Source organism: Variovorax sp. GW821-FHT09A10, assembly GCF_059418385.1.
The window spans coordinates 1-12902 of sequence record NZ_JBWKPT010000010.1; the positions used below are offsets into that span (position 1 = coordinate 1).

10 protein-coding genes are annotated in these 12902 nt (G+C 70.4%); 4 read left to right on the forward strand and 6 right to left on the reverse strand.

Translation table 11 applies throughout. From position 1 onward, the window contains the following. The coding region (locus AC07Q9_RS26845) for an Imm72 family immunity protein (protein ID WP_495312400.1) at positions 1 to 659 on the forward strand (659 nt) is incomplete at its 5' end. 131 nt (positions 660 to 790) lie between these two features. On the opposite strand, the gene AC07Q9_RS26850 is transcribed toward AC07Q9_RS26845, so the two are convergent. After that, on the reverse strand, positions 791 to 1570 hold the full coding sequence (locus AC07Q9_RS26850; protein ID WP_495312401.1) for an SDR family NAD(P)-dependent oxidoreductase: 780 nt from the start codon (positions 1568 to 1570) through the stop codon (positions 791 to 793). Between the two features lie 134 nt (positions 1571 to 1704). Here AC07Q9_RS26850 and AC07Q9_RS26855 point away from each other — a divergent pair, with 134 nt between their 5' ends. Beyond that, positions 1705 to 2649 carry an SMP-30/gluconolactonase/LRE family protein gene (locus AC07Q9_RS26855; RefSeq protein ID WP_495312402.1) on the forward strand — a complete coding sequence of 315 codons (945 nt, stop codon included), beginning with the start codon at positions 1705 to 1707 and terminating at the stop codon, positions 2647 to 2649. Here AC07Q9_RS26855 and AC07Q9_RS26860 read toward each other — a convergent pair. Further along, complete coding sequence (locus tag AC07Q9_RS26860) at positions 2646 to 3551, reverse strand: LysR family transcriptional regulator (protein WP_139700859.1); 906 nt, start codon at positions 3549 to 3551, stop codon at positions 2646 to 2648. The genes AC07Q9_RS26855 and AC07Q9_RS26860 overlap by 4 nt on opposite strands. Before the next feature lie 233 nt (positions 3552 to 3784). Here AC07Q9_RS26860 and AC07Q9_RS26865 point away from each other — a divergent pair, with 233 nt between their 5' ends. Next, positions 3785 to 4030 carry a DUF2798 domain-containing protein gene (locus tag AC07Q9_RS26865; protein WP_070060049.1) on the forward strand — a complete coding sequence of 82 codons (246 nt, stop codon included), beginning with the start codon at positions 3785 to 3787 and terminating at the stop codon, positions 4028 to 4030. Between the two features lie 7 nt (positions 4031 to 4037). On the opposite strand, the gene AC07Q9_RS26870 is transcribed toward AC07Q9_RS26865, so the two are convergent. The 4 genes from AC07Q9_RS26870 to AC07Q9_RS26885 all read right to left on the reverse strand — a co-directional run bounded on the left by AC07Q9_RS26870 (position 4038) and on the right by AC07Q9_RS26885 (position 11784). Beyond that, entirely contained in the window at positions 4038 to 5084 is a 1047-nt protein-coding gene (locus AC07Q9_RS26870) for an aldose epimerase family protein (RefSeq protein WP_495312403.1), read from the reverse strand. Further along, the gene (locus AC07Q9_RS26875) at positions 5081 to 6040 is read right to left on the reverse strand and encodes an alpha/beta hydrolase family protein (protein ID WP_495312404.1); all 960 of its coding nucleotides are present in this window, start codon (positions 6038 to 6040) and stop codon (positions 5081 to 5083) included. Before AC07Q9_RS26875 ends, AC07Q9_RS26870 begins: the two co-directional genes overlap by 4 nt. Further along, positions 6037 to 10824 (reverse strand): CapA family protein, encoded by a 4788-nt coding sequence (locus AC07Q9_RS26880; RefSeq protein WP_495312405.1) that lies wholly within the window; start codon positions 10822 to 10824, stop codon positions 6037 to 6039. The genes AC07Q9_RS26875 and AC07Q9_RS26880 overlap by 4 nt, the downstream gene beginning before the upstream one ends. Before the next feature lie 81 nt (positions 10825 to 10905). Next, complete coding sequence (locus tag AC07Q9_RS26885; RefSeq protein WP_495312406.1) at positions 10906 to 11784, reverse strand: LysR family transcriptional regulator; 879 nt, start codon at positions 11782 to 11784, stop codon at positions 10906 to 10908. A gap of 143 nt (positions 11785 to 11927) precedes the next feature. On the opposite strand from AC07Q9_RS26885, the gene AC07Q9_RS26890 reads away from it, so the two are divergent. After that, complete coding sequence (locus tag AC07Q9_RS26890) at positions 11928 to 12902, forward strand: DMT family transporter (protein WP_495312407.1); 975 nt, start codon at positions 11928 to 11930, stop codon at positions 12900 to 12902.

Here is a 12902-nt window from a genome sequence, read left to right on the forward strand (position 1 = left end):
GAAGCCTTCAGGCTCACAAAGCGGGTGGGTCAGTATTCGACGGAAATCTAGGGTCAGAGATTGGCGGAATCCAACACAGACTGAATTTTGGGGTGCGTGCGGATGGAGGTGGTCGAGTCTTCACGCACTGGACCTACGAGTCTCTTTTTCAAGAATCACCTTCACCCGGCTGGTCCAACTGGCCTCTGGGCCGTTTCTTTCCAGCGGAATTGTCCCCTTGCCCACCCAAGAACGAGTCCAATGAAGGCCAGATCCTCAGTGGCATGGAAATCTTGTTGGATGGCATCTACGAACCCTGGTTCTTCACCGGCGGCGTCGGCTGCCCCAACTACTTCCTCAAAGGCCAAATGGCCCATCAATACCAGCCTGAAGGCACCAATGAACTCGTACCCGTCCGTTGGCGCCTAATATGGGAAGACCGTCGCTATCTCGACGGAACGGTGCCGGTAGAAGAAGCGCACTACACCATCGAGGCCTCTGCAGAGCAGCCCCCTGCTGCAGCGCTGGCAGCCTTCGCTAGTGACCCCTGCCCCCAAACGGGCAACTGGCAAGCCCCCCGCCTGAACAACCGCATCGAGCACGTCGAGCGCGGTCAGCCCATGCCCGGGCCGACGCGCACGGAGAGCGGCTCAGTGGTTTGGTATTTGCAGAAGGAGTGACGAGGCGGCCTACGGTAGGCAGGCACACACCTCATTCCCAAACACGCGATTCAGAGAAATGAACTTGGCATTCTTGGACCCCGAACAGCGGCATTCGAGGAATCAGGTACGCAGACAGTCCCGCACGCGAGTCACGTCCAACCCGCGTCGACGGTGAACTCCTGCGCGGTGCACATCTTCGCGTCGTCCGACGCGAGGAACAGCACCATGCGCGCGATGTCTTCCGGCATCAGCTTGTCGGGCAGGCACTGGTTGCGGTGCAGCGCCTTCTCGCCCTCCTCGTCGAGCCACAGCGCCACCTGCCGCTCGGTCATCACCCAGCCGGGCGACACGGTGTTGATGCGGATGCGATCCTTGCCCAGTTCCACCGCGAGCCCGCGCGTGAGGCCGTTCACCGACGACTTGGCGATCGCGTAGCAGGGGTAGCCCGAGCCCTTGGTCTGCCAGCCCGTGGAGCCGAGGTTGATCACCGAGCCGAAGCCCAGGCGCTTCATGCCCGGCACCACCGACTGGATCGCAAACAGCGCGGGCCGCTCGTTGATGGCCATGCGGTTGTCGTAGTAGTCGGGCGTGACCGATGCGAGCGTGTGGCGGTCGTCGCTGGCCACGTTGTTGACCAGCACCGCGAAGTCGCCGAGCTCTGAGGCCGCGTCGGCCATGGCCTGCTGCAGCGCGCCGATGTCGCGCACGTCGCAGGCGCGCCACCACGGCGCAGTATGGCCGGGGCCGGCCCCGGCGATCTGCGCGGCGAGCGCTGCGCTGGCGCCTTCCGCGATGTCGACAAAGGCCACGCGCGCGCCCTGCGCCGCGAACGCGGCGACGATGGCCGCGCCGATGCCGCTGCCGCCGCCGGTGACGAACACGGTGCGGCCCTTCAGGCTGGGATGGATGGAAAGCTGGGGGGAATTCAAGGACAAGGTCTCCAGGGGCATCTCATGACATTGCAAAATACATATCAATCGATGCAGCTATTTTCAATTTCTATTATCAATATGCCTTGATACGATCCGCCGCGTCAAGGCGACATGACATTCAGAAAGAACAAATGAACATGCAAGAGACAAGCGCCCCTTCTTCGCCGCTCGCAGCGCCCCGCGTGCTCGGCACGCCCGAATGCCTCTGGCCGGCCGCCGCCGACCTCGGCGAAGGCACGCTGTGGTCGGTGCGCGAGCAGGCGCTGTACTGGATCGACATCCTGCAGCCGCGCCTGTTCCGCTACGACCCGGCCACGGGCGCGCAGCGCACCTGGCACTTCGACGAAGAGATCACCGCCATCGCCGAGCGCGCGTCGGCGCCGGGCCTGTTCCTCACGCTGCGCCGCGGCTTCGCGCTGTTCGACACCACCGTGCCCGGCGACACCGCGAAGCCGCGCTACCTGCACCAGCCCGAACCCGAGCGCACCGGCAACCGCTTCAACGACGGCAAGTGCGACAGCCGCGGCCGCTTCTGGGCCGGCAGCATGGACTTCGACTGCAAGGCGCCCACCGGCGCGCTCTACCGCTTCGACGCCGACAGCCATTGCACCCGGCACGACGACGGCTTCGAGGTGACCAACGGGCCGACATGGTCGGGCGACGGCCGCACCATGTACTTCAACAACACGGTGATCAACAAGCTGTACGCCTACGACTTCGACAGGGACGCCGGCGCGGTGTCGAACAAGCGCGTGTGGCACCGCTTCCCGAAGGGCGACGGCCTGCCCGACGGCATGACCACCGACGCGGCCGGCCGCCTGTGGATCGCGCACTGGGACGGCGCCTGCGTCACCTGCCACGACCCGGTGAGCGCCACCGAGCTGTGCCGCATCGCGCTGCCCGCGAGCAACGTGACCGACTGCGCCTTCGGCGGTGCGGATATGCAGACGCTCTACATCACGACCGCGCGCAACGGCCGCACCGAAGATCAACTGAAGAGCGAGCCGCTGGCCGGTGGGCTCTTCTCGGTGCGCATCGACAGCCCGGGCGTGCCGGCGGCGCTGTTCGCCGGCTAGGCGCCCTCGCGCGGCTGCAGCGACGGCAGGTGCGCCGCCGCGAAATCGGCGAACAGCCGGGCCCGCGCAAAGCTGCCACGGGATGAGGGCCACACCGCGTGGACCGGAATCCTCGGCGACTCGAACTCGGTCAGCACCAGTTCGGCCTGCCCGCTGTCGAGCAGGTCGCGGATCTGCCACAGCGGCGTGAAGAACAGGCCCAGCCCGCTCAGCACGGCCGCATAGATCGCGGCCGTGTTGTCGGCCCGGAAGCGCCCAGCCACCTTGACGCGCTGCAGCGTGCCGTCGACCGTGAAGGGCCAGTGCGCGTCGCTGCCGTGCGTGGTGCGCACCACGCACTGGTGGTCGGCCAGGTCTTCGGGCCGCTGCGGCCGCCCGTGGCGCGCGAAGTACGCCGGCGAGCCGAACACCACCAGCCGCAGCTCGCCGAGCGGCTTGGCCGCCAGTTCGGAATCGGGCAGCTCCCCGATGCGGATGGCCAGGTCCAGCTCGCCTTCGATCAGGTCCACGAAACGGTCGGAGGCCGTGAGCTCGACCTCCATGTCCGGGTAGCGCTGCATGAACGCGCCGATCAGCGGCACCACGAAGGCCGGCGCGAACTGCACCGGCGCGGCCACGCGCAGCAGGCCCCGCGGCGAGGCGAGCTGGCTGCTGGCCTCGACGGCCGCCGCATCGAATTCCGCCAGCGCGGCCTGCACGCGGCGGTGGTAGGCCAGCCCCACTTCGGTGACCGACGACTGCCGCGTGGTGCGGCGAAGGAGCTGCACGCCGAGGCTGCGCTCGAGCACGCTCAGCGAGCGGCTGATCGACTGCACCGAGCGCCCCAGGTGCCGTGCCGCCGCGCTCTGGCTGCCGTGGTCGACGATGGCCACGAAGGCCCGGATGTCCTGAATCTGGTCCATGGATTCTCTCGGTCTGGATGAAGGTCTATGGCGGCGCGCGTGGCTTCCCGATGGCGCCTGCCATTCGTATCTTCGAGGCCTCGCGGTCGCAGGCCGCATGGCCACAAACGAAGGAATCATTCCATGAAACAACGACACAGACCCACCGAGCCGGTGATCGGCGCCGACGACTCAGAGGGGCTGCAACCCCGTCCGCGCACCTTGAACAACCACATCCAGGAGCTTGCCCAACCATGACCACAAGAAAACTGCCGGCCCGTTATGCGGGCATCGCCATGCCCTTCCTGCTGTCGATCTTCATGTCGTGCATCGTGGCGGGCATCTCCACGCTCAAGAGCGTGGGGCTGGCCTCGGGCCTCTTCCAGATGTGGATGGCCGCATGGGGTGTGTCGTGGCTGGCCGCGTTTCCCTCGCTGCTCGTGGTGCTGCCGGTCGTGCGCCGGATCGTCGCGGCGACGGTGCAGAGCCCGCAGCGCTGATCCGTGGTCAGCCGATGCCGAAGCGGTGCTCGGTCGTGCTGGCGAACACCTCGCCGGGGCGCAGCACGGTCGACGCAAATTCCTGCCGGTTCGGCGCATCGGGAAAGTGCTGCGTCTCCAGGCACAGGCCGTCGCCCTGGCGCAGGCTCGCGCCCGCGCTGCCGAGCAGGCTGCCGTCGAGGAAGTTGCCCGAATAGAACTGCACGCCGGGCTCGGTGGTGTGCACGTCCATCACGCGGCCCGAGGCTTCGTGGGCGAGGCGCGCCGCAAACGCCAGGCCCGTGCCGCTGCGGTCGAGCACCCAGTTGTGGTCGTAGCCGTGCGCGCGCAGCAGCTGCTCGTGGCCGTCGCGGATGCGCGCGCCGATGCGCGTCGGCGTGCGGAAATCGAAAGGCGTGCCGGCCACCTCGCCCAGCCCGAGCGGAATGAGCGTGGCATCGACCGGGCAGTAGCGGCTCGCGGGCAGCGTCAGCACATGGTCCATCACCGAACCGCTGCCGGCGAGGTTGAAGTAGTCGTGGTGGCTCAGGTTGAGCACCGTGGGGCGGTCGGTGGTGGCGCGGTAGTCGATGCGCCAGGTGTTGGCGGTGGCACTCAAGGTGTAGCGCACCGTCAGCTGCACCTCGCCGGGGTAGCCCTCTTCGCCGTCGGCGCTGGTGTAGCGCAGTTCGAGGGCGAGTTCATGAGGCACCGGCACGATCTCCCAGTAGCACTTGCCGAAGCCCGTGGCGCCGCCGTGCAGCGTGTTCACGCCGTCGTTCAGGCCCAGCTGGTGAGCGGTGCCATCGAGCGTGAAGCGGCCCGCCGCGATGCGGTTCGCGTAGCGGCCGACGATGGTGCCGAAGTGCGGGTGCGGCTTCAGGTAGTCGGCCAGCGACGGCAAGCCCAGCACCACATTCGCACTGCGCCCCTGCCGATCAGGCACGTGCAGCGCGGTGACGATGCCGCCGAGGTGGATGGCGCTCAGGCGCAGGCCGTGGCCATTGTCGAGCGTGTATTCGGTGACGGGCCGGCCGTCGGGCATGGCGCCAAAGGGGCGCGAGGTGAGGGTCATCGGGCTTCTTGCGACTGCAGCGCCTCGCGCGCGCACTGCGACGCGGTGCGCAGGCCGATGCGGTCTTTCAGGTCGTGGAAGGTCGGCGGCTCGGCCGCGTAGGTCATCACCTCGACGCGGTGGCCGGCCTTGCGCACCGCATCGGCAAAGCGCTGCTGCAGCGCGAACGGCGTGTTGCGGTCGTCGGGGTTGCCGATGAGCACGATGCGCCGCTGCGGGTCGCGCGGGATGCCGGCCACATGGTCCAGCGGGTCGTAGACCTGCGAACTGCCCGTGGTGTCGGTGCGCCCGTCCTTCGAGCGGCCGAGCAGCCGCGCGCGCTCCAGCAGGTCGAACGCGCCCGACGTGAGCACCGCGCAGGCCACGCGCGTGCGCCCGAGCGTGAGCAGCGCGGCGCCGGCCGTGGCGCCGCCGCTGTGGCCGAAGAGCACCACGCGCTGCAACCGGTGGCGCTGCATCAGCGCCTCCAGGGCCGCATCGAGCGCATGGAACTCCACCGCCTCGCGCCGCCGGCGGTGGTCGCCCGACGAACCGTAGGTGCCGGGGCGCGCCATGAAGATCCACGGCATGCCCGCGCGGTCGCCCGCGGCCTGCGCGTCGAGCGTGCGCAGCGGCTCGGTGTTGCCGGGAATGCGCGTGGGCGACTGGTTCATCACGCTGTCGCGGTCGCCCGAGAACTGCACGATGGCGATGCGCGCATCGTCGATGTCGCGGCTCGCGAAGTAGCGGATGCACGACGGCCCCTCGACCGCCTGCACCCAGAGGAAGCCCGGGCGGTCGGGGCAGTTGGCGCGCACGGCGGGCTGGTTCCAGTGCAGCAGCGCGCCCTCGGCCGACGCGGAGGCTGCCGGCTCGCGGGGTGTTGAAGTTCTTGGCGCATCGGCGCGCTGCGCGCAGGCCGTCTGCACGAGCGCGATCACGAGCAACAGGCAGGCCAGGCGCGTGCGCGGCTTCATAGCTTCTGCAGCAGTTCGGAAATGAGGCCGAAGTCCGACTGCTGGCGGTCGCCCTTCACCAGCACCAGGTCGCCGTCGCGCAGGAAGTCGACGAGGTAGCCGGTGAGCTGCGCCGCGTCCTCGAAGTGCGGGCCGAGCAGCTCGGCCGGCACCTCCTCGCGCAGCCAGCGCATCTCGGCACCGTGCGTCACGAGGTGCTGGATGCCCGAGGCCAGCAGCGGCGCAGCGAGGCTGCGGTGCATCGCTTCGGCTTCCTTGTCGAGGTTGATGATGCGCCCGAGCACGCCGATCTTGCGCGTCACCGGCCCGTACACCGCGCGCTGGTAGGTTCGCACGAACTCCATCGCGTTGCGCATCGACATGACCTCGGCGTTCCAGCTGTCGTCGATCAGCGTGGCCTGCACGCCGCCCGGCGTGCGCAGCGGGCGCACCTGCATCACCGAGGCCGGCAGGCGCACGAAAGGCATGCGCGCGCACGCGGCCTCAGCGTCGAAACCCATGGCCAGCAGCGCGGCGAAGGCCAGCGACGAATTGCGCACCAGCCCGGCGCTCGCGATCGGGAACAGGTACTCCACGGTGCGTCCCGGCAGCGCGATGCGCACGCGGCAGCCGCCGTCGGGCTCGGGCCGGGTGTCGACGATGCGGATGTTGGCGTCGGGCCCGCTGCCCACCACCCAGATCGCACCCGCCGTGCGCGCCGCGGCCCGCACCACCTGCGCCAGGCAGGCAATGTGGTCGGGCACGATGGCCACGCCGCCGGGCTCCAGCCCGAGGAAGATGCGCGACTTGAACTCGGCCGTCTGTTCGAGCGTGGCGGTCTGGCGGGTCTGCGACAGGCCGATCTCGGTGAGGATGGCCACGTGCGGGCGCGCCAGCAGCGAGATCGGGCCGCGGTCCATCCACAGCGAACTCTGCGCCATCTCGAGCACGCACACGTCGGCATCGGCCGCGAGGTTGGCCAGCATCGCCGGCACACCGACGCGCGAGTTGTAGTTGTCGATGGTGGTGTGCACGCGCGCCGCCTCGGGCAGCAGGTCGCGCACCATGGCGATGGTGGACGACTTGCCGACCGTGCCGGTCACGCCCACCACGCGGCCCTGGAAGCGCGCACGCGCGGCGATGCCCAGGTCGATCATGGCGCGGATCGGGTCGTCGACCTGCAGCAGCGGGAGCGACGGGTCGAGCCCGGCCACCGGGTGCGCGACGACGGCGCCCGCCAGCGCCTGCTGCAGCGCGGGCAGGTCGTCGTGGCGATCGGGGTTGTCGCTGCGCGGCTTGCTGTAGTTCTCGTGTTTGGCGAGCGTGCGGTAGTCCGACGCGATGAACAGCGCCGGCTTCGGCAGCCGCGCCATGTGCGCCGGTCCGCGCACCACCGCGTTGACGAACCAGCCCGGCGGCGGCGGCACCAGCCACTGCCCGCCGACCACGCGCTGCAGCTCGTCGGCGGTCCACACGGGCGACGCCTGCGGCGTTGCACCGGGGCGCAGCGCCGCGAGCACGGGCGCGGGGCGCTGGGGCAGCGGCGTCGGAAATTTCGGCACGCGCAGGCCGCACCACACGGGCAGCCGGCGCGCACCCGGCAGGTCGGACATGCTGCCGCGCACGCGCACCTCGATCTGCAGCACGTCGTTCTCGAGCAGGCCCAGGCGCGGCGCGCGCAGGCCGTAGCGGTCGCGGTAGATGCGTCCCGGCGTCCAGCGGCTGGTGGGCCACATCCAGTCGCAGGGGTCGTGGTCCATGGCCTCGCCCCAGGGCGGCATGGTGCTGCTGCGCATCGGCATCGCGCGGAACTGCACGCGCAGGTCGGCGCTCACAGGCGCATCGACGGTCCAGAACGACTCGACCCACAGCAACCGGCGCCCCACGATCTGCGTCGGCGCGCAGCGGATGCCCACGAGGCGCAGCGGGCCGATCTGGAGCGGGCGCATCTGCGCGTCGGCCGGCACCGCATCGACCGACCACTCGGGCCGGGGCGCGAGCACGGGGCCGACCAGTGCGGGCGGGCGCGAGGCCGACAGCGGCGCCAGCGGCGGGCGCCCCGCCGGCGCGGTGCGTTCGGGCGGCGACAGCTGCAGCGCGCAGCGCCCGTCGGGTCGCGCCGTCATCTCGGTGCCGAGCGCGCGGCACAGCTCAGCAAAGCGCGCACTTGCGGCCTGCGCCGCTTCGCCCGCGAGTTGCTGCGAGAAGCCGAAGCCCACGCCCACCGGCGTGAACATCACCTCTTCGACGCCATGCGGGCCCAGGCGCAGCGAGAACACCCCGGAGTCCGCGAGGTCGTTGCGGATGGCGTCGAACAGCAGGTCGCCCGCGTCGTGCAGGATCGGCCGGCCCTGGTAGACCTCGATGCCCTGCAGCACATGCGCCGAGGTGCCGAGCACCGCGTCGGCGCCGGCTTCGACGATGGCATGGCCGACGGCGATCTCGGCGCGCGAGGGCGCGGTCTCGAGGTTTTCGCCCCAGTGCACGGCCACCAGCACCACGTCGGCTTCATGGCGCGCGGCGGCGATGCGCGGCGCGAGCGTGGCGCGCCAGGCCGCGGGGTCGTCGAGCGACAGCCAGGCGGCGCCAGGAAGCTTCGCGGTGGCCGCAAAGCGCGGCTGCGTGGCGTCGAGCGAGAACAGCGCCACACGCAGCTCGCCAGCCTGGCGGAAGGCGGGGCTCAGCGCGGAATCGAGGTCGGGCCCGGTGCCGGCGAACGCGATGGCGGCGGCGTTCAGCAGCCCGTGCTGCTCCAGCAGCGCCTCGGGGCCGTAATCGCCGCTGTGGTTGTTGGCGGTGGCGACCATGTCGATGCCGGCTTCGGTCAGCACCGACAGCATCTCGGGCCGTGCACGGTAGTAATAAGGGCCGCCTTCATCCTTCTCGACGCCCTGCGCGCCCGTGGTGGCGACCACGCATTCGAGGTTCACGATGCGCAGGTCCGCCTCGCGCAGCGCGGGGATGTCGCCGAGCATGCGGGCGGGGCCGCCCAGCTCGTGCATGCGGTAGTGCTGGCGCCGGCCCAGGTTGACGTCGCCGCCCCACAGCACGGTGCCTTCGAGCCCGCGCGGTTCGGCCGGTTCGGCGGCGGCTTGCGAGAGCTGCGCGCTCTGTTGCTGCGCCTCGCGCGCTTCGAGCAGGCGGTGGTAGGCCACATAGCCCGACAGGTAGTGCTCCACGTCGTCGATGCGCACGCGGAAGCTGTGGTGCTTGATGAAGAACGCGCCCGCGATGCGGTCGGGGTGGCGGAAGAACATCGCCAGCTCGGGCCAGAAGTGGCCGTTGGCGAGGTAGCGCGCGCGGTGCTCCAGCGCGCGGTCGAACTTGTGGCGATCGAGCCCCGCGAGCAGCGGGCACAGGGCCGGGTCGGCTTCGAGCCGCAGCACCATCTCGCGCGCGGCCATCATCAGCTCGAGCAGCGTGGGGAAGGTGGTGATGCGCTCGAGCACGAAGTCCAGGTGGCCCGCCATGTTCTGCAGGCCGAACTGGTAGTAGCGCGTCTCGGGCTTGAAGCGCGTGAGTTCGTTGACGCAGTAGCTCAGCCAGTGGTCGTGCGCGCGCCAGTGGCCCGCCGCGATGAAATGCTCGAAGGCCTTCTCGACCACCGCGAGCCAGCGCGCGTCGCGCGTGAGGCCGTACAGCCGCATCAGCCCGAAGGCCGCCTCGCCGTCGTAATAGATGATGCGGTAGGGCTCCTTCACATCAAGCCCCGGGTGGTTGAGCACGTGCACGAAGCGGCCGGTCTCGGGGTCCTGCATGGAGCGGATGCCCAGCGCCAGCTGCTCCATCAGCGGCTGGTACTGCGCATCGCCGGTGAGCTCGGTGTACTTCACCAGCGCCAGCAGGCACACGGCGTTGCCGCCGAGCTTGATCTCGTTGCCGATGTCGACCAGGAACGCGGCCTGCGTGCCATCGGCCAGCGTGGCGCGGCGGATCAGCCGCTGGCTCAGGAAGGCCAGCGCGCGGTCGATCGCGGCTTTCTGCACGTCGCTGCGCGTGAGCTCCCAGCCTTCGAGCATGGCGTAGGTGGAGCTGGCGTGGCGCAGCGTGTTGTAGGTGGGAATCGCGCGGTCGAAGCAGGGGAACCAGCCGTAGTGGAACTCGCCCGTGGGCTTGACCTGCTCGGCCAGGTAGTCGCTCGCCGAATCGACCAGCGCGCGCACCTGCTTTGCGTTCCAGTCGGTGAGCGTGCGAAAGCCCGCGGCCTGCCCTTGCGCGGTGAGCGGCCAGGCGCCGTCGGCATCGACGTACACGGCGCGCGTGGTGAAGCACCACACGGGCGCGGCGTCGTCGGTGGGAAAGTCGCGCTCGTCGCCGAAGCGGCGCCTGGTGTGTGTGCGCAGGTTGCCGCTGTTGGGGTCGGCATGGTCCAGCGTGCCGTTGTAGAGCACGGCGCTGCCGTGCATCTCCTGCGCGAGCAACGCGGTCTCGAAGTGCGCGTCGAGTGCGATGCCTTCGTTGAAGTAGTTGCGCTTGGTCTGCGCCAGCCGCGCCTTGAGTTCGCCCCAGGTCATGGGCGTGGCGCGCTCGACGATCTCCGCGCGCAGCCGCTGCGCGGGCCGCTCGGCGCGCTGGGCCTTCACGGCCAGCGCCTCGGCGGCGGCCTGCCACGCAGCTTCGGTGTCGGGGCCGCGGCCCATGACGACGCGGGCGCGGCTTTCGCCCTCGCCCATCGCGAGGAACACCACACAGCCGGCCTCGTCGGTGGCGGGCGGGGCCGGGGGCAGCGCCCCGTCTGGGGTGGCCAGGGCCTGCCTGGCGCGGTTCAACAGATCGGCGAGGGGGACGGGAGCTTGGTGAGTCATGCGCCGCGAATGATGACAGGCCACGGCGCAGCCTGCCACTGCGGAAATCCGGGGCGGCGTCAGACCCGGGTCAGGCCCGGGTCACGCCCAGGCGTCGAACACCGCGCCGCGCACGGCCTCGACCGCCGCCGATCGCTGGCCGCCGGCCGGCGCGACCCAGCACAGCCACGTGTGTGAGCGCCAACCGTTCCAGACCACGAGCTCGCCCTGACGCTCGCCCTGCTCGGCCTGGTCCAGCCGCATCAGGCCCGCGCCCATGCCGCTGGCGACCATGCTGCGGATGGCGCTCTCGCCGTCGGCGGTGACGCCCTGGCGGTAGTCGCGCCCGGCCGAGGCGAACAGCTTTTCGAGGTGCGCGCGCAGGATGCACGAGGGCGGCGTGCCGACCCAGGTCAGGTCGGTGAGCTGCGCGAGCGTGAGCTCGGGGTGCGCCTGCGCCACGGCCAGCGGCAGGCCCACGGCCAGGTCGACCACGCCCAGGCGCCGCAGCTCGAAGCCTTCGAGCCGCTCGGCATCGCTGAGCACGTAGGCGCAGTCGAGTTCGCCGCGCTGCACGGCCGCCAGGGTTTCGTACGACAGCCCCTGCTTGAGCTGCAGCGTGACCTGCGGATGCTGCTGCGCCAGCGTGACCAGCACGCTGCCCAGGCGCAGCGCCACCGGATCGACCACCGTGCCGAAGCGCACCACGCCCTGCGCCGCGCCGCGCAGCTGGTCGGCGGCCGACTGCATGCGCATGGCCGAGGCCAGCGTGCGCTCGGCCTCCTCGAGCAGGCGACGGCCGGCCGCGGTGGGCGACATGCCGCGCGGCGTGCGCTCGAACAGGCGCACGCCGAGTTCGTCTTCGAGCGCCTTGAGCTGCGCGCTGGCGGCCGGGGCGCTGGTGAACACGCGTTCGGCCGCGCGGGTCAGGTTGCCCTCCTTCGCGATGGCGACGAAGGTCTTCAGTTGGTACAGCTCCATGACCGCGGATTGTGAGCGCGTGCGACGCCGTCGTCCGTTCGCTTTTTCGGAAGCCCCGGTCCAAAGAAACGAATGGCCTTCGCGGCGGCCCGTCCCCATCCTTCAGGCCACGCGCTCCCTCGTTTTTCTTGAAAGGCCTTCCCGTGTCCTCCCCTTCCTCACGCCTGCCGGGCATTGCGGCCCTGCTCTTCGCCACCGCCAGCTGGGGCAGCCTGTTCCTCGTCGGCAAGGGCGTGCTGCAGCACGTGGCGCCGGTGTGGCTCACGCTCATCCGCTACACGCTGTCGGCGCTGGTGTTCGCCGCGCTGCTGGGCCTGCGCGGCAGCGGCGGCTGGCACAAGCTGCGCCAGCACGCGGTGCCGCTGGCGCTGCACGGCTTTGCGGGCTTCGGCGTGTTCAGCATCCTGCTGTTCGTCGGGCTCTCGCACTCGGTGCCCTCGCACGGCGCGGTGCTGATCGCGACCACGCCGATCACCACGCAGCTGCTGCGCTGGTGGCTCGACGGCGTGCGCCCGACGCGCACGACGCTGCTGACCGCCGCGCTGGCGCTGGCCGGCGTGGCGACGGTGGCCGGGCTGCTGTCGCCCGGCGGTGCAGGCCTGTCGCACGACACGCTGCTGGGCGACGCCATCGCCTTCGTCGGCACGCTGGGCTGGGTCGTCTACACGCGCGGCGCCGCGCGCTTCCCGACGCTGGACACGGTGGACTACACCGCGCTCACGGTGCTGGCCTCATGGCCACTGCTGCTGGCCGTGGCGGTGGGCATGACCGTGCTGGGCGCATCGCCCGCGCCCGACGCGCAGGGGCTGCGCCTGTCGTGGCAGGTGCTGCTGTACGTGGGGCTGGTGCCGTCGGCGCTCGCGGTGCTGGCCTTCAACCACGGCGTGCGCGCGCTCGGCGCGGTCACGGGCACGGCCTTCCTGAACTTCGTGCCGGTGTCAGCGTTGCTGATGGGGGTGGCGCTGGGCAAGCCGCCCGCGACACACGAGATCGTCGGCGTGGCGATGGTGGTGGTGGCGCTGCTGCTGCATGTGGCGGCAGCGAAGCGGGCGGCAACGCCGGTGGCGCCGGTTCGCGTGTCGGCGCCAGGTCAGCGCACCTGCGGCGTCACGCCCTGA

Coding starts and splice junctions, on each gene's coding strand:
- AC07Q9_RS26870 (WP_495312403.1), bottom strand. CDS start 5,084: ATGACCCTCACCTCGCGCCCCTTTGGCGCCATGCCCGACGGCCGGCCC.
- AC07Q9_RS26855 (WP_495312402.1), top strand. CDS start 1,705: ATGAACATGCAAGAGACAAGCGCCCCTTCTTCGCCGCTCGCAGCGCCC.
- AC07Q9_RS26875 (WP_495312404.1), bottom strand. CDS start 6,040: ATGAAGCCGCGCACGCGCCTGGCCTGCCTGTTGCTCGTGATCGCGCTC.
- AC07Q9_RS26885 (WP_495312406.1), bottom strand. CDS start 11,784: ATGGAGCTGTACCAACTGAAGACCTTCGTCGCCATCGCGAAGGAGGGC.
- AC07Q9_RS26860 (WP_139700859.1), bottom strand. CDS start 3,551: ATGGACCAGATTCAGGACATCCGGGCCTTCGTGGCCATCGTCGACCAC.
- AC07Q9_RS26865 (WP_070060049.1), top strand. CDS start 3,785: ATGACCACAAGAAAACTGCCGGCCCGTTATGCGGGCATCGCCATGCCC.
- AC07Q9_RS26880 (WP_495312405.1), bottom strand. CDS start 10,824: ATGACTCACCAAGCTCCCGTCCCCCTCGCCGATCTGTTGAACCGCGCC.